This is a genomic window from Thalassospira sp., assembly GCF_002709775.1.
Classification (GTDB): Bacteria; Pseudomonadota; Alphaproteobacteria; order Rhodospirillales; family Thalassospiraceae; genus Thalassospira.
Map to the genome: position 1 here is coordinate 1 of NZ_PAQR01000042.1, position 21,626 is coordinate 21,626.

Consider the following 21,626-nt stretch of genomic DNA (forward strand, 5'->3'; position numbering starts at 1 on the left):
GCGGTTGAGCTGATTGATGCCATTGCGAAGCTTTTCAATAGCAGCAATCAAATCATCGCGTTCCGACACCATGGTGTCTTTCTGTTCCTGCATCTCTGCCAGTTCGACTTCGGCACGCAGGTTGACCGCACCCAGGTTTTCACGCTCGCGGGTCTGGCGTTGCAGGCGGGCTTCAATGTCGCCTTCGGCCGGCAGGTCCTTGGTCAGATCAATCTGGCCCAGTTCGACCAATTGATCCGGGGTGGCATTTACACGTTCGCGGATACGTTCGATCAAATCACGGCGGTGTTGTTCGGCCTGTTCCAGCAATGCTTCACAGCGCACGCGACCTTCGCGGGCCTCGGCCAGTTTTTGTTCAGCTTCGCGCAGGTTCATGTCCGCTTCGCGCTGTGCATTCTCGGCGCGCTGCAACTCATCGGCGGCGTCCTTGCGGGTCTGGTCGGAAAGTTCGATCCGGTCAGAAAGGATCGCACGGCGTTCTTCGATCTCTTCGGGCTTTAGTTCAAGCTCCTCGATCTCCATGCGGGCTTCTTCCTGACGTTCGCGCAGCTCGGCAACGCGTTCGCCCGCCCCTGATGCACGTTCGTTCCAGGTGGAGATTTCATTTTCAACGAATTCAAGGCGCTTGCGCCGGCCCGACATGGTGCTTTGCATGCGTTCAAGCTGGCTGCGTGCTTCCATCTGATCAGCACGCGCATCGGCCAGATTGGCGCGTTTTTCAATCAGCTCCGCCTTGATTTCCATCAGGCCTTCGCTGCTTTCCTCTGGCAGGGCAGCGAGCTCTTCCTGCTCGGCAATCAGTTCATCAAGGTCCTGCTTGGCACGTTTTTCGGCCTCTTCGGCGTTCTGAAGGCGGCTTTCAATCGCGCTGGCATCGCGTTTGATATTGGCGATTTCCTCACGCGCGGAAGATGCAGCATTTTCCGCATCGCGTACTGCACGGTGCGATTCCTGCTCGGCCGTGCGGGCCGCCTCGATTTCTTCATCAAGGCGTTCGACATTTTCACTGGCGATCTCGGCCCGTTCGCTTGCGGCTTCGACCACCGCATCGGCTTCTTCAAGTTCGGCACGCAATTCTTCAAGGCGGTTGCGTTGACGCAGGCGCACGGCAGCCGGCAATTCAGCACCGGCAAGAATGCGATAGCCATCCCAACGCCAAAGTGCGCCTTCGCGTGAGACAAGGCGCTGTCCAACCTTCAGGTTCTTGGCGAGGAAGTTACCAGTGGCTTCGTCATCTACAATGCCGATCTGCCAAAGGCGACGGTTCAAAAGGGCGGGTGCCTCAACATATTTGGCAAGTGCTGTCACACCATCCGGCAGGGCCGGATCGTCGGTTGCCGGATCAATCGCCGACCAATGCATGGCGGCATCGGCCGCATCCGGCGCATCAAGGTCCTCGCCAAGGGCAGCGGCCATCGCCAATTCAAAGCCGCCCTGAACCGTGATGTTTTCGATCACGCCGGGATATTTGTCGTCATCACCGCCGCGAAGCAGGCTCTCAAGGGCTTCGATCTCCGCGGCCAGGCGCGCCTTGCGACTTTCAGCATCACGCAGCGCATCGCGGGCATCGCTTTCCGCGGTTTTCAGGCCGTCTTCGCGATCGCGCATTTCGGCCAGGCGCATCTCGGCCTCTTCGACCGCCATTTTGCGCTGTTCGACCAGTTCTTCGCACTCTTCAAGATGCATGCTGGCTTCTTCAAGGGCCTCGGAAAAGTCGGCTTCGATGCGTATGTCATCAAGCTTGGCAACCGCTTCGTCATGGCGCTCGGTCAGGCGTGCACGACGGGCATTCAGTTCACTCAGGCGCTGTTGTACTGATTTGAGGCGCGCCTCTTCCTCCGCGACCTTGTTGGTCATCGCATCGACATCGACTTCAAGTTCTTCGACCCGAAGGGCCTTTTCAGAGGCTACTTCGCGGGCCTCATCAAGGGCGTCGTCTTCGCCGCCTTGGGCTTCGCTCAGTTCTTCGCGCTCGTCTTTAAGTTTCTTAAGTGCGCCTTCGGCGTCACTTGCCAGTTCGGCCTCACGGGCAAGGTCAGCGTCAATCTGCTGGATGCGCCCACGTAGCTGGCCCATCTGGGTTTCGATCTGCGCCTTGTCCTTATCAAGACCTTCGCGTTCGATCAAAAGGCGCTGCAGGGCGGCTGCGGCCTCAGATTCTTTTTTGCGAAGATCGGGCAGGCTTGCGGCCACATGGGCCTGAACCGTTGTGGCCTCGGTCACTGACGAGGTCAGGTCACGCACGGCACTTTCGCCCGCGACCAGCAATTCACGCGCATCTTCCTGACGTTTCTGGGCATCGGTCCAACGGATATGGAACAGCAAAGCCTCGGTCTCGCGGACACTTTCGGAGAGCTTGCGATACCGTTCGGCCTGTCGTGCCTGCTTTTGCAGGGAGGCGATCTGCCCATCAAGCTGCAAGAGAACGTCTTCAAGGCGTTCCATATTCTGCTCGGCATTCTTAAGGCGCAGCTCCGCCTCGTGACGGCGGGAATGGAGGCCGGTAATACCGGCGGCTTCTTCAAGGATCAGGCGACGCTGGATCGGCTTGGCCCCGATCAGGGCGCCAATTTTGCCCTGGGACACCATGGCGTTTGATCGCGCACCGGTCGCGGCATCGGCAAACAGCAATTGCACGTCACGTGCACGGACATCCTTGCCATTGACGCGATAGTTCGACCCGCCACCGCGTTCGATGCGGCGTGTGACTTCAAGCAAATCAAAGTCGTTGAACATCGCGGGCGCCTTGCGCTCGCTGTTATCAAGGGTCACGGAAACTTCGGCGACGTTACGCGCAGGCCGGCTTGATGTGCCGCCAAAAATAACGTCGGACATGTCGGATCCACGCATCTGCTTGGCTGATGTTTCACCCATCACCCAGCGCAGTGCTTCAACAAGATTGGATTTGCCACAGCCGTTCGGGCCGACAACACCGGTCAGCCCGTCTTCAACGAGTAGATCTGTTGAATCGACGAAGGATTTGAACCCCGTCAGCTTTAGCGATTTAAACTGGACCAATCATGTCCCCCGGTCCGACCCTGTCCCCTGTTGCCGAACACCGCAGGCGCGGTGTCCGGCAGAATTGTTTTGATTAGTCGATAAGGTCTTCGACCTTGTCGATAAAGAATTCTGCGTCACGCGAACCGGCAATGGTGTCGCCATCCAGCACGAAGCTCGGCGTGGAATTGACGTTGAATTCCTGTTCACCGGTCATGCGCGAAGCAACGATCCCATCAATCAGTTCCTGATCAGCCATGCAGGCATCAACCGCATCGCCGCTCATGCCAGCAAAGCGGACAACTTCCTTGATGCTGCCGATCGGGTCCTGCGAACGTGCCCAGGTCATCTGCGATTTGAACAGCATGCCCAGAACACCGAAATAGCGATCTTCGCCCGCGCACTGCGCAATGGCAGCAGCACGCAGCGCAACACCATCCAGCGGATAGTCGCGGAAGATCAGCTTCAGCTTGCCGGTATCAATCAGCTTTTCCTTGATCTCAGGCAGAACCTCGGTGTGGAAGGACGCACAGTGCGGGCAGGTCAAAGATGCATATTCAATCATCGTGACCGGTGCATTCTCGTCACCCATCACATGTTCTTTCCACTCAACTGCTTGTGCCTGCTGGGCGCTTGCCAGCCCAACCATCATCAAAAAAGCACCAGCAAGAAACTTAACTGCCTTTAGCAAGGAAACCTCCGTTAAAACAAAGTTTTGTGATTACAAGCCTGTTGCAGCACGGGAGTCAACACACCCCCGAAAACGGCTATGCCACCAACGAGTCGCCAAGTTGGCGCGCAATTGCGGCAACTCCGTGATCGTTCATTTCAATAAACTGATTCGATTATTGCCGACGCGCAAGACAACAGGTCGTGACCGGATGGTACAGCCCAACGGGCGACAAGCGACTTAGCCACAGCCCTTATTTCTTGCCGGGTTTGGGCCGCAAACCACCGCTTGCACCGGCGATGTGACGGCCAAGACGTGTCAGAACTTCACGAAGGTGTGGATCTTCGATCTTTTCGAGGTCCGCCTGACGCGATGGGCTGATGTCGGCTTCGGGGACTTCGGTCGGTCGATGAACGGTGCGTTCGGGGCGTGAAATATCACCCTGAAGCATGGTGATCTTGTTGATCGCACGATAACCGAAATAGCTGTTTACCCGTTCGATGATCTGCGGCATGCGGTGCTGGAGTTCAAGGGCGACCGGCCCGACAACCCGGATCAACAGCGTACCGCCAGCAATGCTTTCCTTGGGTGGCGGGCTGTATTTCAGCGGCATGGTGTATTTTTCAAGATCACTTCCAACGATCTCGGCCCAATGCAGGATGATTTCGGTCTGGAAAAAGCCGCGCTTGCGCACGAGTGGCCGGGTCAAGTTGCCGACAAGCGGCGCAACATTGCGAAGCCCCATGCGGCGTTCAGAACTGCCGAGCGGAGCAAATGCCTGCTTCTTTTTGGGTGCCACGGTTTTGGATGCCTGATCCATCACCGAGCCACTTTTCGTACCAGTGTTATCTTTTTTCTTGCTCACGCCCGCTTCTTTCGTAGGGTCTGCATAACTTCGGACCAGATCCGTAAAACAACATAACACGGGATCGACGTGCATTTCACCCATCAGGACACCCAACGCCTCGCAGCAAGCATGCTGGAATGGTATGACCGCCATCACCGCACCCTGCCCTGGCGATCAGAACCCGGCGAGACGCCCGATCCTTATCACGTCTGGCTTAGCGAAATCATGCTGCAACAAACCACCGTGCAGACGGTGGGGCCATATTTTGCAGCCTTTTTGAAACGCTGGCCAACCGTGACCGATCTTGCCAATGCCGAACTTGATGATGTTCTGCATGCCTGGCAAGGACTGGGATACTATGCCCGTGCGCGCAACCTGCATAAGTGCGCCAAAGTCGTCGCATCTGAATATGACGGTGTCTTTCCCGATACCGAGGAAGGCTTACTCAAACTGCCCGGTATCGGCCCCTATACCGCCTGTGCGGTTGCCGCCATTGCCTTTAACCGCCATGCAAGCCCGGTGGATGGCAATATCGAACGGGTGATTTCACGCCTGTTTGCGTTGGAAACCCCACTTCCCGACGTTAAACCCGAAATCAAGGAAAAGTCAGCTGCCCTGACCCCATCTGATCGCCCCGGTGACTATGCCCAGGCATTGATGGATCTGGGGGCGACGGTTTGCACGCCGCGCAATCCGGCATGCGGCATTTGCCCGTGGCAGGCCGATTGCGAGGGCCGCAAATCAGGCATCGCCCCCGACCTTCCCAAAAAACGCAAGAAGGAGCCGAAACCAACTCGGGTCGGCTATGCCTTCTGGATCCGGCGCGAAGATGATGGCCGCATTCTGGTGCGCCGCCGCCCGGAAAAGGGATTGCTGGGGGGATTGTATGAAGTACCCGGCAGCGACTGGCGCGCGATCGAGGCACCTGATGATGTCATGCTGTCCGAAGCCCCGGTTTCGGCCAAATGGTCGGAACTTGATGGCACGGTGGGCCATACCTTCACGCATTTTCATCTTACTGTCAGCGTGCTTGCCACCACCCTGCCAGCACAAGAGGCCGACAAACTTGATGGCAGCTGGACGACCATTGATGGGCTGTCGGACTTTGCCCTGCCGACCGTGATGAAAAAGATCGTCCGTCATGCCCTGAAATACGGGCCCGTGTGATCGCATCGTGATCACACCAACTGTTCGGCATTAGACCAGCGCAATTAAAAAGGCCCGTGGTCAGAACCACGGGCCTTTTGTTTTTTAAACCTCGCGCGGCGCGATCAGGCGTAAATGTCGATTACCTGTCCACGGCCCTCTGTCGGGGTCGGGGCTGCCTGCTGCGACGTTTCGGTTTCTGCTGCTTGCTCGATCCGCTGTGTCGGCGGTGAATTCAGGTCGTTATTACCCGTTTCAGCAATCGGCGAGGTTGCCTGCTGAATCTGTACCGGGTTGGGTGCGTATGCGGCACCCCCTACTGCACCTGCTTGCATAACATTCTCCATCTATCCTTGCGGACAAGGTTTGATCGGAAAAATATAGCAAGAATTTTGCCCAAAAGCAAAACCGGCGGGTTTTGCAACCACGCCGGTTCTTTTCGGCATCAATGATTTAGCCGGATTTTTCCAGACTGGATCAGGCGGGGACCTGACCCATTTCCTTGCGCAGCTGGCTGCGCAGATTGTCGATTGAAACCAGTCGGCCATCACACTTGTAATGCCAATAAGTCCAACCATTACAAGCCTGTGCGCCCTGTACATGTGCACCGATCTGATGGATCGATCCTGCGTTGTCCTTATGACTGATCGAGCCATCAGCACGCACCATGGCGGCTACATTGCCCCGGTTGTCATAGATCTTGTCGCCCGGCGAAAGCAGGCCACGTTCGATCACCGCACCAAACGGAATACGCGGCAGGGAACGCTTCGACTCGGTCAGCTCAAGGCTGTCGCCATCAAGCATCTGGACCTTGGCAATGCGTTCACGCGCAGCTTCAGCGTAGTCTTCTTCACGTTCCAGACCGATGAAGTGACGGCCCAGGCGACGGGCAGCCGCACCGGTCGTGCCAGTGCCAAAGAACGGATCAAGCACCACGTCACCCTGTCGGGTGGTCGCCATCAGAACACGTTGCAGCAGTGCTTCGGGCTTCTGGGTCGGATGGACCTTCTTGCCCTTGTCATCCTTGAGACGTTCCGAGCCCGAGCAAATCGGCATCAACCAGTCAGAGCGCATCTGCAGGCCTTCATTAAGCTGCTTCATCGCTTCGTAGTTAAAGGTGATGGCTTTCTGTTCTTCGCTTTTCGAGCACCACAGAAGGGTCTCATGCGCGTTGCAGAAACGCTTGCCGCGGAAGTTCGGCATCGGGTTGGTTTTGCGCCAGACGATATCATTGAGGATCCAGAACCCGATATCCTGCAGCGTGTTACCAACACGATAGATGTTGTGATACGAACCGATCACCCAGATCGCACCGGTGTCCTTCAGAACACGGCGGGCCGCTGTCAGCCAGTCACGGGTGAACTCGTCGTAGTGACGGAAGCTGTCAAACTGATCCCAATGGTCATCGACCGCGTCGACCTTGGAATTGTTCGGGCGCAGCAGATCACCGCCAAGCTGAAGGTTATAGGGCGGATCGGCAAAAATCAGATCGACGGATTTTTCCGGCAGGCTGTTCATCAGTTCGATGCAATCGCCAACCATCACCTGATCAAGTGGTAAAGATGTCTTTTTTGTCATGATGCCTTCTAGGTTCCCCCTTGAAATCTTGATGAAAGCATCAACCGAAATAGTTAATGAAAGAGTTAACCGACTCCGAAATTTTTCAAGGATTCGCATTGTGTTAGAAAGTGCGTCACCTGTTTAGACAATCTTAACTGCTATGGTCGAAAAACCGGAAGATTTTGGCCCGTTTAACCAAACACTACACAGCCCGGCGATACAGCCCGGACTCGGCTGACCGAAACGGTGCCCGGCAGCACCGTTTGGTATCCTGTCACCCCTGCTTCACCCATTGGCTGCGCAGAAACCGGCCCTTTGCACGCAGGGATTTACCTCAAACCCTTTGCATTCCCAGATACTTACCCGAAAGAGCGGAAAACTGACCATTTGGACAGAAGGTGCTTTGCCTCTTTTGTGATCGCGTATACAATCTGCTCACAATCTATGCAAAAGGTTGAGTTTCGCATAACGGTAATAATCCGCAGGGGGACAGAAATGAAGTCTGGTACTTTCCGCCTTACGCGTCGTGCCATGCTGTCGGCCATCGCCGGCGCAGCCGCAGTCGTCTCGTTTGGTTTTGGTGCACCGGCAGAAGCCGCAGATCCGCTGAAGGTTTCGGCAATCTACACCGTTCCAGTCGAACAGCAGTGGGTTTCGCGTATTCACAAGGCGCTTAACGCTGCCGAAGCACGCGGCGATATTTCTTATGAATTTTCCGAAAACGTCGCCAACACCGACTATGAGCGCGTCATGCGCGAATATGCCGAAAACGGTTCCAACCTGATCGTTGGTGAAGTCTTTGGTGTTGAACGTGCGGCCCGCAAGGTTGCCGCCGACTATCCGGAAACCGCATTCCTGATGGGTTCGAGCTTCGCACCGGACGGGGAAAACTTCTCGGTCTTTGATAACTTCATCCATGAGCCGAGCTACCTTGTCGGCATGGCTGCCGGCAAGGCGACCAAAACCAACAAGATCGGTATGGTTGGCGGCTTTGCCATCCCGGAAGTGAACCGTCTGATGCACGCCTTCATGGCAGGTGCCAAATCGGTCAATCCGGATGTCGAATTCATGGTGACCTTCATCAACAGCTGGTACGATCCGCCCAAGGCCAAAGAAGCAGCCTTTGCGATGATCGATAGCGGTGCTGACATCATGTATGCCGAACGCTTTGGCGTTTCCGATGCCGCCAAGGAACGCGGTATCCTGGCTGTTGGCAACGTGATCGACACGGCGGCTGATTATCCGGGCACCATTCTGGGTTCTGCACTTTGGCACATGGAAGCCACCATTGACCACGCCATCGAGGCGGTCAAAGCTGGTGAATTCAAGGCCGAAGATTACGGCAAATTCAGCTACATGGAATTCGGCGGCGGTTCTGTCGTTCTGGATCCGGCCCTGCTGCCGGACGGTACGGTCGAAGAAGTCGAAGCCAAACAGGCTGAAATCCTTGATGGGTCCTTCACTGTCGAAGTAAACGACGAAGAACCGAAATCATCGATGTAAGATTTCGCTGAAATCATTGGGCAGTTCGGTTACATAATCGAACTGCCCTTTGTCGTTTACGACATCATGCCCGCCACGAAGACGCCCACCGCCCCACAGCGTGACGCATAAAAACAAAACGGATTACCCGAATGTCATCTGCTGCGCACACATCACCTGAAACGTCGCAAGACCTGCTGCTGTCGCTGGCAGGTGTCACCAAAAGATTTGGCGCACTGGTTGCCAATGACGCTATCGACCTGACCGTTCACAAGAGCGAAATCGTCGCCCTTCTTGGTGAAAACGGTGCGGGTAAAACCACCCTGATGAATATCCTGTTCGGTCACTATGTCGCAGACGAAGGCACCGTCACGGTTGCCAGTCGCGACGGGAACCTTGAACAGCTTGAACCGGGCGCCCCGCAGGCTGCCCTTGATGCCGGGATCGGCATGGTTCACCAGCACTTCACACTCGCCGAAAACCTGACCGGGCTTGATAATATCGTCCTTGGCACCGAACCTATTTTCAGGCTGCGTCGCGATCGCAGTACAGCACGCGCAAAGCTTGGCGAACTGATGGCCGGATCGGGCTTGAATGTCGATCTGGATCAGCCGGTTTACAAACTGACCGTTGGCGAAAAGCAGCGCGTGGAAATCCTCAAGGCGCTCTATCGCGACGCGCGGTTGCTTGTCCTTGACGAACCGACTGCGGTTCTGACGCCGCAAGAAGCCGACAGCCTGTTTGCCATCCTGCGCAAACTTGCCGCGAACGGCCTTGCCGTGATCATCATCGCTCACAAACTGGCCGAGGTTCTTGCCGTTTCGCACCGGATTGCCGTGCTGCGTGGGGGCGCAAAGGTTGGCGAAATGCTGACCAGTGATGCCAATCATAAATCCATTGCCGAGCTGATGGTCGGCCGCGAAGTCCCGGCCAGCCGCCGCACCGCGCGCGATCCCGGAAAACCGGTCATCCCCCTTCGTGATGTTACCATTGATCGCGGGGATTCCCGCCGGTCCCTGCATGGGGTGAATGTCACTGCCCGCGAAGGTGAAATCCTTGGCATCGCCGGTGTATCGGGCAACGGTCAGGCAGCACTGGCACAGCTCATCGCCGGGCTTGATAAACCTGATAGTGGCACGGTTGAGATTTTTGGCGAAACCGTCACCAAATTTGACGCCCACACATTCGCGCAGAACGGCATCGCCCGCATCCCCGAAGACCGCCATCATGACGGCATGGTCGGGTCGATGACGGTGGCCGAAAACATTGCGATCGAGGATGTCCGAAGCCCTGAATATCAGAAACTGGGTTTTCTTGATTTCGATGCGATCCGCAAACGTGCCGAGCATGCGATTAGCGATTATGACGTACGCTGCCCCGGCCCGGATGCGCCGGCGCGTCTTTTGTCGGGTGGCAATATCCAGAAACTGATCCTTGCGCGTGTACTGGAAAAATCACCCAAGCTGATCTTGGCCAATCAGCCATCGCGCGGCCTTGACGTTGGTGCGCAATCCGAAGTTCATCGTCGCTTGCTTGCAGCCCGCCAAGGCGGGGCGGCAGTCATTCTGATTTCCGAAGACCTGGATGAGCTTTTGACAATTTCCGATCAGATCGCGGTCATTCATGCCGGGCATATTACGCCCGCCATGCCGACCGACAGCATTGATCGATCCGAACTGGGTCTGATGATGGCCGGACAAAAAGCAGCAACCCACGCCGCCCATGCCGCGACGACCACCAATCCGGGAGAAACGGCATGATCCGCTTTGAACCCCGCAGCAATCCCGGCCCGTTTCTTGTCTATGGCGTGCCGGTTCTGGCCGCAGCCATCGCCATTCTTCTGGCCGCCATTCCGCTTGCCCTTGCCGGTGCTCCGATTATTGAGGCCTATGGCCTTATGATCAGTGGTGCCTTTGGATCGGTGTTCTCGACATCGGAAATGCTGACCCGCGCAACACCGCTGATCCTGACCGGACTTGCTGCCGCCATCGCATTCCGGGCCAAGCTCTGGAACATCGGTGCAGAAGGCCAGCTTTACATGGGGGCCATGGCGGCGGTTGCCGTTGGTGCCGGCGTGATTGACGGACCCAGCTGGGTAATGATCCCGGTTGTGATCCTTGCCGGTATGGCGGCTGGCGCGCTTATGCTGATTGGTCCGACGCTTTTGAAAACGCGTCTTGGCGTGGACGAGGTCGTCACCACCCTTCTTTTGAACTTCATCGTTCTGTTGTTCGTGCAGATGATGCTGGAAGGCGCGCTCAAAGACCCGATGTCGATGGGCTGGCCGCAGTCCGAACCGATCATTGACAGTGCAGCCTTCCCGGCGCTTCTCGAACGCATGCGCGTTCATATCGGTTTGATCATCGCGCTTGTGTCGGCTGTTGCGCTGGCGATTTTCGTTAAGCGCACGGTCTGGGGATTTGAAATTCGGGCGGTTGGGGAAAATGCCGCTGCTGCCAAATTCTCCGGCATTTCGGTGACCAAGACCATGATCCTTGTCGCTGCCCTTTCGGGTGGTCTGGCGGGTCTGGCCGGGGTATCGGAAGTGGCGGGAACGCGTGGCTATCTCGCGACTGATCTGTCGCCGGGCTATGGCTATGCCGGGATCGTGGTGGCGATGCTTGCCCGTTTGTCGCCCATCGGAGTGATCGCATCGGCCTTTTTTGTCGCATCTGTTTTCGTTGGTGCTGATTCCATGAGCCGCGCGATTGGCGTTTCAAGCTATCTGGCGGACCTGATCGTTGCCATGGCGTTGCTGTGCGTTTTGATCGGCGGGTTCCTGACCCGGTTCAAGGTTCACTTTGACCGCAAATCGGCGCACGGTTAGGGGCAAGGGAAAAGACCATGGAAATCATTGATATTCTTCTTGCCGCCAGCTTCTGGGAAGCCGCCATTCGCATCGCAACGCCTCTGATATTTGGCGTTTTGGGCGCTTTGATTTGCGAACGTGCCGGTGTGCTTAACCTAGGTATCGAGGGGATCTTCACCGCCGGTGCGATGGCTGGCTGGATGGCCGTGTGGCTCGGTGCCGGGCTTTGGGGTGGTGTATTGGTTGCCGCCCTTGCCGGGGCGTTCTTTGGCCTGATCCACGCGATCCTGACCGTGCCCTTGGGGCTAAGCCAGCATGTCTCAGGTATTGGCGTAACGTTGCTTGCAACCAGCTTGTCCTATTTCACCTATCGCACGGCATTGCCCGATGTGTCGTCCCCACCACGGATCGAGCCGTTCCGGCCGCTTGATATCCCGTTCCTCTCGGACCTGCCCTTCATCGGACAGGCACTGTTTTCGCAAACGGCGATGACGATGCTCGCCCTTGTGCTGGTATTTGTCACAGGCTGGGTTTTGTATCGCACCCCGCTTGGTCTTGCGATCCGGGCGGTCGGCGACAACCCGTCATCGGTCGAGGCACAAGGGCTTTCAGTTTATGGCCTTCGCATCGGGGCGGTCGTGGTTGGCTCATCGCTGATGGCATTGGGTGGGGCGTTCCTGACCATGTCGGCCTTTGATGCGTTCTTCTTTGGCATGATCAACGGCCGCGGCTGGGTCTGTATTGCGCTGACCGTATTTGCCAGCTGGCGACCGGGCAAGGCATTAATCGGGGCGTTGCTGTTTGGTGCCTTTGACGCGTTTCAGGTCCGCCTTCAGACCGAGGTCGGCGCATTCCTGCCGTCGCAGGTCTTCCTGATGATGCCCTATATCCTGTCGATCATTGCGCTTATTGTTCTTGCCCGCAAAGCCGATTACCCCAAGGCGCTTCTTGTGCCATGGTTCAAGGGCCAGCGTTAAGCACGACACCCCGTTTGTGACTGCCACCACCAGACCAAGGATGACATCATGCAACCCGATCTGATCCTGAAGAATGCCAATATCGCCAACGGCCAGACCAATGTCGATATTGCCTGTCAGAATGGCAGGATTGTCGAGATCGCAAGCCACATTGATGTGCCCTCGGTCGAGGTGCTCGATTGCGGCGGCATGCTCGTCAGCCCGCCTTTTGTCGACAGCCATTTCCATATGGATGCGACCCTGTCACTAGGTCTGCCGCGCATGAATGAGTCGGGTACATTGCTTGAAGGCATCGCCCTTTGGGGGGAGCTGAAACCGCTCCTGACCCCCGAAGCGGTGATTGAACGCGCGCTGAAATATTGCGATCTGGCAGTGTCCAAGGGCCTGCTTGCTATCCGCACCCATGTCGACGTTTGTGATGATCGCTTGCTGGCTGTGGATGCGTTGCTTGAAGTCAAAAAGCAGGTCGCGCCCTATATTGATCTGCAGCTGGTGGCCTTCCCGCAGGATGGCTATCTCCGCAGCCCGACCGCCAAGGAAAACACCATCCGCGCCCTTGATAAGGGTGTTGATGTTGTTGGCGGCATCCCGCATTTCGAACGCACCATGGCTGATGGTGCGCAAAGCATCAAAGAGCTTTGCGAAATGGCAGCCGACCGTGGGCTTCTGGTCGATATGCATTGCGATGAGTCGGATGATCCGCTGTCACGGCATATCGAAATGCTGACCTATGAAACTCAGCGCCTTGGGCTTCAGGGCCGTGTGGCCGGATCGCACCTGACATCGATGCATTCGATGGATAATTACTATGTCTCCAAGCTGATCGCCCTGATGGCCGAGGCAGAGGTTTCCGCCATCGCCAATCCGCTGATCAACATCACCCTGCAGGGCCGCCACGATACCTATCCCAAGCGCCGCGGCATGACCCGTGTCCCGGAATTGCGCAACGCCGGGCTCACCGTCGCGTTCGGTCATGATTGCGTCATGGACCCCTGGTATTCGATGGGATCGGGCGACATGCTTGAAGTGGCTTCCATGGGGATGCATGTGGCCCAGATGACCTCGCGCGACGATATCCGCGCTTGCTTTGACGCTGTCACCACCGAACCTGCAAAGATCCTGGGTCTTGAAGGCTACGGGATCGAGGTCGGCAACAAGGCCGACTTCGTCATCCTGCAGGCCCGCGACACCATCGAGGCCATCCGCATGCGCGCCAATCGCCTGTTTGTCATCAAAGCGGGCAAGATCATCGCCGAAACCCCGATGGCCCAGACGCGCCTGCATCTTGCGGAACGCCCGGACCATGTCCGCGAACATGAATATGCACCGGGTCAATAAGCAGCCCCATATGTTGCATATCTTGTGGTGATCCAACCGGGCCTTGACCTCGGATAAGGAACAGCACACAAACAGATCAGGACCGACCATGTTCTACGAACCGGGAAAAACCGCACACAACTTGCCGCATGATCCGTTCAAGGCCTGTGTGGCGCCGCGCCCGATTGGCTGGGTGTCGACGGTTGATGCCGATGGCCGGCCCAACCTTGCGCCCTATTCGTTTTTCAATGCGGTGCATGGCAATCCGCCGATGGTAATGTTTTCCTCAGGCGGATCGGTCGACAGTTTGCGCAATGCGCGTGATACCGGCGAATTCGTGGTTGGTGTTGCCCCTAAGGCGATGCTGAAAGAACTCAACTTTTCCTCGGCCCCGCTGCCGCCGGGCGAAGATGAATTTGAATATGCCGGTCTGGAAAAGCTGCCCGCCCAGTGCGTCAAACCCTACCTGATCAAGGGCGTACCGGTGCATATGGAATGCAAGGTTTTTCAGATCGTCGATCTGCCAAGTGCCAATCCCGGGCGCCCCTGTGCCATGGTGATTGGTACCGTGATTGGCCTGCATATTGATGATGCCATCATTCGCGATGGCATGGTGGATATCACCCTGTTTGAACCGCTCGCCCGTCTTGGCTATCAGGAATATGCCAGCGTTTCGGAAACCTTTACGGTGCGCCGTGAGGATTTCTGGAAGTAATCAGAAATTCCCATACCAAACGTCTGATTTGTTTCATCAAAGCGACGCGCAAGCGCAAACAAACTGTCACACAGACCCCGTAATGTGAACAGGAACACAGTTCGCCCGAACATTGCGGGCTTGAGCTGCATGTTTTTGTGAAAATTTTCGGGGAATTCCCAGTGATGAAACGGACGTTTGCAGCCGGTCTTTTCGGCGTCACCGCGATGTTGATGGCGGGTTCTGCCATGGCAGGCGGAGCCAAGGTTTTTGAAACCAAAAGTGCGATCAACAACCTGTCGACCGTTATGGTCGAAGGTGGCAAGGCACGTGATCTGACCGTCGGCCTTGGTTCCGGCGCATATCGCCGCCCAAGCGATCCGGCCAACATGTTCTATGCCGTTTCGGACCGTGGTCCGAACTTCGTTTGTGGCGATGTTGAAACTGTGCTGGGCGTTTCTGCCGATCAGGTCTGCAAAGGCCAGAAAGTCCGCGTTTATCCAACCCCGGATTACTCGCCGTCGATCTACACCATCTTCCTGAATAACGATGGCAGCTTCGATATCAAGGACGTCATCACGATCAAGGATCAGAATGGTGTACCGCTGACCGGACTGACCAACAAGCTGACCGTTGCCAAAACCGAAAAGCCGGTCGATGCCAATGGCAATATGCTTGAACAATCTGTCTCCTCAATCGATGCCGAAGGCATCATTCGTCTCTCTGACGGTTCCTATTGGATTGGCGAGGAAAACGGCCCGTCGGTCCTGCATGTTTCCGCAGACGGCACCGTCATCGAACGCATCGTTCCAGCCGGCTCGGAAAAGGATTTCGAAGGGTCTGCCTATAAGGTCACCGGCGGTCTTCCGGCCATTCTGGTCAAACGTCAGACCAACCGCGGCATTGAATCGATGGCTGTCTCGCCAGACGAGAGCAAGCTGTACTTCATGGTTCAGAACCCGCTGGCCAACCCGAATGCCGATGCCTACAAGGCCGCCAAGAACACCCGCCTTTATGTTTATGATCGCGCATCTTCCAAGCTGACCGGTGAATATATCTATCAGCTTGATGATCCACAGACCTTCCGCAACGATCCGTCCAAGAAACAGAACGCACCGCGCATTTCCGAAGTTCTGGCCCTTGGCAATGACCGCCTGCTGGTGCTTGAACGCACCGACAAGACCACCAAGCTGCATGAAGTCGAACTTGCAGGTGCGACCAACATCCTCGCCACCCGCTGGGATGACATGTCGACCAGCCCGACGTTGGAACAGCAAAACGATCTTGGCAGCATCAACCTGGTTGCCGTTTCCAAGACGCTGCGTTTTGACAGCGCCGATTACCCGGAAGCCCCGAACAAGCTTGAAGGCCTTGCCATCATGGGGGATGGCGCGCTTGCCATGATCAACGACAATGACTTTGGCATCAAGGGCGACCCGACCAAGGTTATTCTGATCGACGGTCTGGTGCAGGCCGACAAATTCTGAGTTGTCGCCTCACGGATCAGCAAACATCAGCGGGAAAGCTGTCATGCAGCTTTCCCGCTTTTTTATTGGGTCAAAACGGCGTAAAAGCAGGCCCATGATGGAAAACACAAACATATTCGACACCCCGGACGGCATCGATGCCGTGATCGAACCGATGGATGCCACCGGCTATCTCGCCCCTGTTGGCTTTGAGGATCAGCTGGAAGCCGAGCTTGGCGACGTGATTGAACGCCACGACCGCCTGATGTTTGCGCCCGGTCCGGAACGGCGTGTTTTCTGGGCACAGAATGTCTGGCGCAACCCGGTGCGCATTGCCATCCCGTCGATCAAGGGCGCTGCCAAGATCCTGAAATTCAATCAGCGCAACTGGGCCCTGTTCAAGTTTGACCATTTTTCGCGCGCCAAACTGATCGAAGGGCACCTGCCCCATGTGTCGGCCAAACGTCAGGTCTTTGGCGAACCGGCCCCGACCGCACCGCTGGGGTCATGGACGCTGATTGATCCCGATACCATCATTGCATCGGCCGATTGTTCCAGCCCATGGAAAAACGGCGAGGTCGAGTTCGAGGAAGACAAGGTCACCCCGCCGAACCGCGCATACTTGAAACTGTGGGAAGCCTTCACGCGTCTGGGGGCCTATCCGCAGGCCGGTGATCGCACCATGGATCTGGGCGGAAGCCCCGGCGGCTGGACCTGGGTTTTGCATGAATTTGGCACCGATGTCATTTCCATCGACAAGGCGCGCCTTGATAGCAAAATCGCCAATCTGCCGCGTGTTGATTTCCGACAGGAAAGTGCCTTTGGCCTCAACCCGGAAGAAATCGGCTATATCGATTGGCTGTGTTCGGACGTGATTTGCTATCCGGATCGACTGTTTACACTGGTCAATCAGTGGATGGATGCCGGGATGGCGACCAATTTCATCTGCACCATCAAGCTGCAGGGTGATACGGACTATTCCGCCATCACCCAGTTTGCCGATATCCCCGGATCAAAGGTCGTGCATTTGTATAACAACAAGCACGAACTGACCTGGATGAAGGTGCCCGGCGTCACCGATCAGGATTGATCGGCAACGGCAGCATTGTCGGCCTTGTCTGATTGATCATGTTGGGGAATTGCCGGATCGATTGGGTAATAATCGCCTTTGTCCGCACAGTAAATCTGGCCTGACATCGTCAATGAACTGGTATCGTCGAGCGTTCCGGGCATCACCGCCATGCTTTTTGATCGAACCGGTCGCCAGAAAAGCCCCGTACCACACAGCTTGCAAAAGCCACGATCTGTCTTGCCCGACATCCGGTACCACCGCAAACCGTCCTCATCAATCAGGTGCAAATCCTTACGGTCTAACCGGGCGTAGGAACTGACATGGCCGTGCAGTTTGCGACACAGATTGCAGTGACACATCACCGGATTATCGACTTGGCCCCGGATTTCAAAGCGCACCTTGCCGCAATGACAGCTTCCCCTGTGGTGATGCTGACTGGCCGTATCTGACGTCATCGGAATCTCCCTTGGTCAAGATGGACTGTGCGATGCAAAGCGGTCTGATGGTAACCTGATCGCTGGTACTTACGCGATGAACAATACCCTTGCCGCGATATTTCATCATACTTTTTCAGACAATTATGTTTGAGATTGGACAAAAGCAGTCCTATTCTGCGCCTCTGTTCGGAGCCTGATGTTGACGCCACCGCGCCAATTTCCGCCATCTGGCACCGCCCGAAAGTGATGGGAAAAATGTCCGAAAATTCTTTCCAGTATGATGTGCTCATCATCGGCAGTGGTGCTGCCGGTTTGTCGACTGCCCTTAAACTTGCCCCACATGTAAAGGTCGCCGTTCTTTCCAAGGGAAAGGTTGATGATGGCTCGACCAATTGGGCGCAGGGCGGGATTGCCGCCGTGCTTGATGCCGCTGACAGCATTGAAAACCATGTCCGCGACACGCTGGTTGCTGGCGCTGATCTCTGCAAACGCGAAACCGTCGAATTCGTCGCCACCAATGCGCCTAAGGCGATTGCCTGGCTTGATGAACTTGGCATTCAGCTGACCCGTGATCCGAATGGCGACAACAATCAGCCGTTCCACCTGACCCGCGAAGGCGGCCACAGCCACCGGCGCATTGTTCACGCGGCGGATGCCACCGGGCGTGCGGTGCAGACCACGCTTCAGGGGCAGGCGCTTAATCACCCCAACATCAAGATCTTTGAAAATTATCTGGCGATTGATCTGGTCACTGATCGCAAGTTCGGCGGCGAAGGCCGTCGCTGCATCGGGGCCTATGCCCTTGATCTTGAAAGCGGGCAGGTTAAATCATTCAATGCGCGTACCGTGATCCTTGCCACCGGCGGGGCGAGCAAGGTATACCGCTTCACCTCCAACCCGGACGGTTCCACCGGCGATGGTATTGCCATGGCATGGCGTGCAGGCTGCCGCGTGATGAACATGGAATTCAGCCAGTTCCATCCGACATGCCTGTATCACCCGCAAGCCAAATCCTTCCTGATCTCCGAAGCCGTGCGCGGCGAAGGTGGCAAGTTGTTGCTGCCTGATGGCACGCGCTTCATGGACCGGTTTGATGAACGGGGCGAGCTGGCTCCGCGCGATATTGTCGCCCGCGCAATTGACCATGAACTCAAGCGCCTTGGTGCGGATTGCGTTTACCTTGATATCACCCACAAGGGGGCAGACTTCATCAAGGAACACTTCCCGACAATCTATGAAAATTGCCTGAGCTACGGCATCGACATGACCAAACAACCGATCCCGGTTGTTCCGGCCGCCCATTATACCTGCGGCGGGGTTTTGACCGATCTGCGCGGGCGCACGGACCTGACCGGGCTTTACGCGATTGGTGAATGTGCCGGTACCGGTTTGCATGGTGCGAACCGGTTGGCCTCGAACTCGCTTCTGGAATGCCTTGTGTTTGGTGATGCGGCGGCAAAGGACATTATAGATGCCCTGCCGGTCGAGGATCACTTCAAACCGATCCCGGACTGGGATGAAACCGGCATTACTGATTCCGACGAGGAAGTCATTGTTGCCCATAACTGGGAACAGCTGCGCAACGTGATGTGGGACTTTGTCGGCATTGTCCGTACCACCAAACGCATGCAACGCGCTCAGCACCGCGTGGACTTGTTGCTTTCTGAAATTGACGAATATTACGGCAACTTCCGTGTCACCAATGACCTGCTTGAACTGCGTAACCTGTCGGTGGTGGCCAAGCTGATCATTCAGTCCGCCCTGTGGCGGCGCGAAAGCCGTGGTTTGCATTACACCATCGATTATCCGGAACTTGATGAAAGCGGCACCCCGCGCCAGACCATTCTGGTGCCGGAAAACTTCGCTGGTCGCTGGGTGATTTCCGGTCAGTGGAAAACCTGAATGGCCGGTAAAGCAGAACTCATTGGCATCGCCCGCAAGGCACGTTCGCGTGCGCCGATGGAAAGCCTTGATCGCGTAGACGTCACAACCGACCTTGGCGTTGATGGCGACTACCGCGGCAAGCTGCGCCGGCGTCAGGTCACCATTCTGGCAGAGGAAGACTGGCAGGCGGCATGCGCCGAGCTTGATCGCAATGACATTCCTTGGACCGAACGCCGGGCCAACCTGTTGGTCCGGGGCATTGCTTTGCCGCGCACCAAGGGCAGCAGGCTTTCGATCGGCAACGTTATTTTCGAGATTACCGGTGAAACCGATCCCTGCAATCGCATGGACGACGTTGCCATGGGGCTGCAAGACGCCCTGATGCCCGATTGGCGTGGCGGAGTGACATGCCGGGTGATCGAAGGCGGGACAATTGCCATCGGTGATCCGGTTGGCGGGAACACCTAGGTCGAAGGTCACCTTGATCCAAAGCCGGAACCTATCAGAATTCCGGCCATAAAAGACAAAACGGGGGAAATCGGATGCACAAGGCAGCACTGCCTAAGGACGAGCTTGATCGTCAGAAATCGCTTGAAAGCATGGGCATTCTGACCAGTGACGCCGACCCGGAACTTGATCGCATCACCCGTGTTGCCCAACGTATTTTCGGCTCTGAGATCGTGGCGATTTCCCTGCTTGATAACGACCGCCAATTTTTCAAATCCAACATCAATCAGCCGACATCCGAAACCCCGCGCGATATTTCGTTCTGCGGCCATGTCATCCACGACAATCAGGCCTTTGTCGTCGAAGACGCGACTAGTGATGACCGGTTTTGTGACAATCCGCTGGTAACCGACGCGCCGTTTGTTCGGTCCTATGCCGGTGTGCCATTGACCAACCCGGATGGCTTCAAGATTGGCACCCTGTGTGTGGTCGATACCACCACCCGTCAATTTAGCACCGAGGACCTTCAGATCCTTGAAGATCTGGGACTTTGGGCCGAAACCATCATCGCGCTGCGTTACGGGGCACGCACCCCGCAACAGGTTTATGACGACCTTGATCCGGCCAAACAGGAAATGCTGACCGATCCGAAAACACGGTCGTGGAATGCGACAGGGATGACGGAATTCCTGCATCGCGAACTGATCAACTCGCGGCTTAAACACACACCGATTGCCATCTATCGCTTCGAGATTGATGACCATGAAGACCTTGTCAAAACATATGGCAAGGAAACCATGGAGCGCGTCGTGCAGGCCATCGCATCTGCGGTGACGTCGTCGCTTCGTGATCGCGATGTTGTCGGGCGTGTCGATAAATATGGCTTTGCCTGCCTGATGCCCGGTGCGCGCGAGGAACAGACAAGTTTTCTGGGCTTCAAGCTTTGCGATACCGTGCGCGAACAATGCCGGTTTACCGACAGCAATGGCGACCCGGTACGAATCACGGTCAGCGTCGGCGCAACCTGGGCCGAACCCGAAGCCAAACGCCATAGCAGTGCGCGTGAAATCCTCGATATTGCGGCCAGCGCCCTTAAGGTCGCCCGTGAACAGGATATCGAGAACGTCGTGTATCACGCGCTGCCCATCCCGGCAGAGGCAGGCTAACTCTGCAGTACGTCCAATCGTTCACAAAGTTCGGATGGGGATAACTCCGCCAGTTCTCCCAATGCGATATAGGGATCACCGGGCAATCCCAGAAGTTTGGCAAAAGCCGGTTCGGTTTTAAGGCCGAATTGCTTCAACGTCCGCACGTCATTGGCAAACTCATCCTCCATCAAAGACAGAATACGGGCTTCGACCAGCATATGGATAAAGCCGTATTGCGTCCGTGTGGGACGATTGGTGGCAAAGATTTCGATGGGGAGACCTTCGCAGTCAAAACAGACGACAAGGGCCTCCGGCACGTGGCGGGTGGCATCCCGCAGACGACGACTATAGCCATCAAAACCGCCAAATCGCTGATCAGAAAAGGCTCCGAACGCTGCCAGATCAGAAGCATTGCACAGGATATCGATATCGGATTCCGGCGTATCAATCGCCAATGGCAAGGTTCCGACGACCTCCGGATCATAGGCAGCCAGGCTTTCAAGCACCCGATGACGGTCAAGGATATCGGCCGCCCGTGCGCCTTGCGGGGATGCGGCTTTAAGTAACGCCACCCCGGAAAAGCTTTGCGTATCGAGCTCCTCAGACCAATCCATTACCGTTTGGTTCATCTTGAAATTCATTCCGTTTCTTGACCTGCATACCAAAGCAGGGA

19 protein-coding genes are annotated in these 21,626 nt (G+C 56.3%); 12 read left to right on the forward strand and 7 right to left on the reverse strand.

The window, feature by feature from the left end:
• The 3 genes from CMO10_RS14545 to CMO10_RS14555 all read right to left on the reverse strand — a co-directional run.
• Window positions 1-3,018: AAA family ATPase (locus tag CMO10_RS14545; protein WP_297023579.1), on the reverse strand; the 3,018-nt coding region annotated here is incomplete at its 3' end.
• 73 nt (window positions 3,019-3,091) lie between these two features.
• On the reverse strand, window positions 3,092-3,649 hold the full coding sequence (locus CMO10_RS14550) for a DsbA family protein (RefSeq protein ID WP_297023582.1): 558 nt from the start codon (window positions 3,647-3,649) through the stop codon (window positions 3,092-3,094).
• 271 nt (window positions 3,650-3,920) lie between these two features.
• A complete protein-coding gene (locus tag CMO10_RS14555; RefSeq protein WP_052657433.1) occupies window positions 3,921-4,532 on the reverse strand; it encodes a DUF721 domain-containing protein in 612 nt (203 codons plus the stop codon).
• A 69-nt stretch (window positions 4,533-4,601) separates the two neighbouring features.
• Here CMO10_RS14555 and mutY point away from each other — a divergent pair, with 69 nt between their 5' ends.
• The gene (mutY, locus tag CMO10_RS14560; protein ID WP_297023589.1) at window positions 4,602-5,681 is read left to right on the forward strand and encodes an A/G-specific adenine glycosylase; all 1,080 of its coding nucleotides are present in this window, start codon (window positions 4,602-4,604) and stop codon (window positions 5,679-5,681) included.
• Window positions 5,682-5,785: 104 nt separating this feature from the next.
• Here the strand turns inward: mutY and CMO10_RS14565 are convergent, their stop codons facing one another.
• Both CMO10_RS14565 and CMO10_RS14570 read right to left on the reverse strand, forming a co-directional pair.
• The gene (locus tag CMO10_RS14565) at window positions 5,786-5,995 is read right to left on the reverse strand and encodes a hypothetical protein (RefSeq protein ID WP_297023591.1); all 210 of its coding nucleotides are present in this window, start codon (window positions 5,993-5,995) and stop codon (window positions 5,786-5,788) included.
• Between the two features lie 142 nt (window positions 5,996-6,137).
• Window positions 6,138-7,238 (reverse strand): site-specific DNA-methyltransferase, encoded by a 1,101-nt coding sequence (locus CMO10_RS14570; RefSeq protein WP_297023593.1) that lies wholly within the window; start codon window positions 7,236-7,238, stop codon window positions 6,138-6,140.
• Window positions 7,239-7,715: 477 nt separating this feature from the next.
• Here CMO10_RS14570 and CMO10_RS14575 point away from each other — a divergent pair, with 477 nt between their 5' ends.
• The 8 genes from CMO10_RS14575 (at window position 7,716) to CMO10_RS14610 (ending at window position 17,055) form a co-directional block, all read left to right on the forward strand.
• Window positions 7,716-8,723 (forward strand): BMP family protein, encoded by a 1,008-nt coding sequence (locus CMO10_RS14575; protein ID WP_044827157.1) that lies wholly within the window; start codon window positions 7,716-7,718, stop codon window positions 8,721-8,723.
• Window positions 8,724-8,854: 131 nt separating this feature from the next.
• Window positions 8,855-10,462 carry an ABC transporter ATP-binding protein gene (locus tag CMO10_RS14580; RefSeq protein ID WP_297023598.1) on the forward strand — a complete coding sequence of 536 codons (1,608 nt, stop codon included), beginning with the start codon at window positions 8,855-8,857 and terminating at the stop codon, window positions 10,460-10,462.
• Window positions 10,459-11,529 (forward strand): ABC transporter permease, encoded by a 1,071-nt coding sequence (locus tag CMO10_RS14585; RefSeq protein ID WP_297023601.1) that lies wholly within the window; start codon window positions 10,459-10,461, stop codon window positions 11,527-11,529. The genes CMO10_RS14580 and CMO10_RS14585 overlap by 4 nt, the downstream gene beginning before the upstream one ends.
• Before the next feature lie 17 nt (window positions 11,530-11,546).
• Complete coding sequence (locus CMO10_RS14590) at window positions 11,547-12,488, forward strand: ABC transporter permease (protein ID WP_297023604.1); 942 nt, start codon at window positions 11,547-11,549, stop codon at window positions 12,486-12,488.
• A gap of 48 nt (window positions 12,489-12,536) precedes the next feature.
• Complete coding sequence (locus CMO10_RS14595) at window positions 12,537-13,826, forward strand: amidohydrolase family protein (RefSeq protein WP_297023606.1); 1,290 nt, start codon at window positions 12,537-12,539, stop codon at window positions 13,824-13,826.
• Window positions 13,827-13,914: 88 nt separating this feature from the next.
• Window positions 13,915-14,520, forward strand: coding sequence for a flavin reductase family protein (locus CMO10_RS14600; protein WP_297023608.1), 606 nt, complete (start codon window positions 13,915-13,917; stop codon window positions 14,518-14,520).
• 164 nt (window positions 14,521-14,684) lie between these two features.
• Window positions 14,685-15,986 carry an esterase-like activity of phytase family protein gene (locus CMO10_RS14605; RefSeq protein ID WP_297023613.1) on the forward strand — a complete coding sequence of 434 codons (1,302 nt, stop codon included), beginning with the start codon at window positions 14,685-14,687 and terminating at the stop codon, window positions 15,984-15,986.
• Between the two features lie 97 nt (window positions 15,987-16,083).
• On the forward strand, window positions 16,084-17,055 hold the full coding sequence (locus tag CMO10_RS14610; protein WP_297023616.1) for an SAM-dependent methyltransferase: 972 nt from the start codon (window positions 16,084-16,086) through the stop codon (window positions 17,053-17,055).
• Here the strand turns inward: CMO10_RS14610 and CMO10_RS14615 are convergent.
• On the reverse strand, window positions 17,046-17,492 hold the full coding sequence (locus CMO10_RS14615) for a GFA family protein (protein ID WP_297023619.1): 447 nt from the start codon (window positions 17,490-17,492) through the stop codon (window positions 17,046-17,048). The two genes, CMO10_RS14610 and CMO10_RS14615, sit on opposite strands and share 10 nt — an antisense overlap.
• A 237-nt stretch (window positions 17,493-17,729) precedes the next feature.
• Here CMO10_RS14615 and nadB point away from each other — a divergent pair, with 237 nt between their 5' ends.
• The 3 genes from nadB (at window position 17,730) to CMO10_RS14630 (ending at window position 20,971) form a co-directional block, all read left to right on the forward strand.
• Complete coding sequence (gene nadB / locus CMO10_RS14620; protein WP_297023622.1) at window positions 17,730-19,376, forward strand: L-aspartate oxidase; 1,647 nt, start codon at window positions 17,730-17,732, stop codon at window positions 19,374-19,376.
• Entirely contained in the window at window positions 19,377-19,826 is a 450-nt protein-coding gene (locus CMO10_RS14625; RefSeq protein ID WP_297023625.1) for an MOSC domain-containing protein, read from the forward strand. It abuts the gene before it with no gap.
• 74 nt (window positions 19,827-19,900) lie between these two features.
• Entirely contained in the window at window positions 19,901-20,971 is a 1,071-nt protein-coding gene (locus CMO10_RS14630) for a GAF domain-containing protein (protein ID WP_297023627.1), read from the forward strand.
• Here the strand turns inward: CMO10_RS14630 and CMO10_RS14635 are convergent.
• Window positions 20,968-21,567: a DUF4269 domain-containing protein gene (locus CMO10_RS14635; protein ID WP_297023630.1), complete on the reverse strand. Its 600-nt coding sequence runs from the start codon at window positions 21,565-21,567 to the stop codon at window positions 20,968-20,970. The two genes, CMO10_RS14630 and CMO10_RS14635, sit on opposite strands and share 4 nt — an antisense overlap.
• Between the last annotated feature and the right edge of the window lie 59 nt (window positions 21,568-21,626).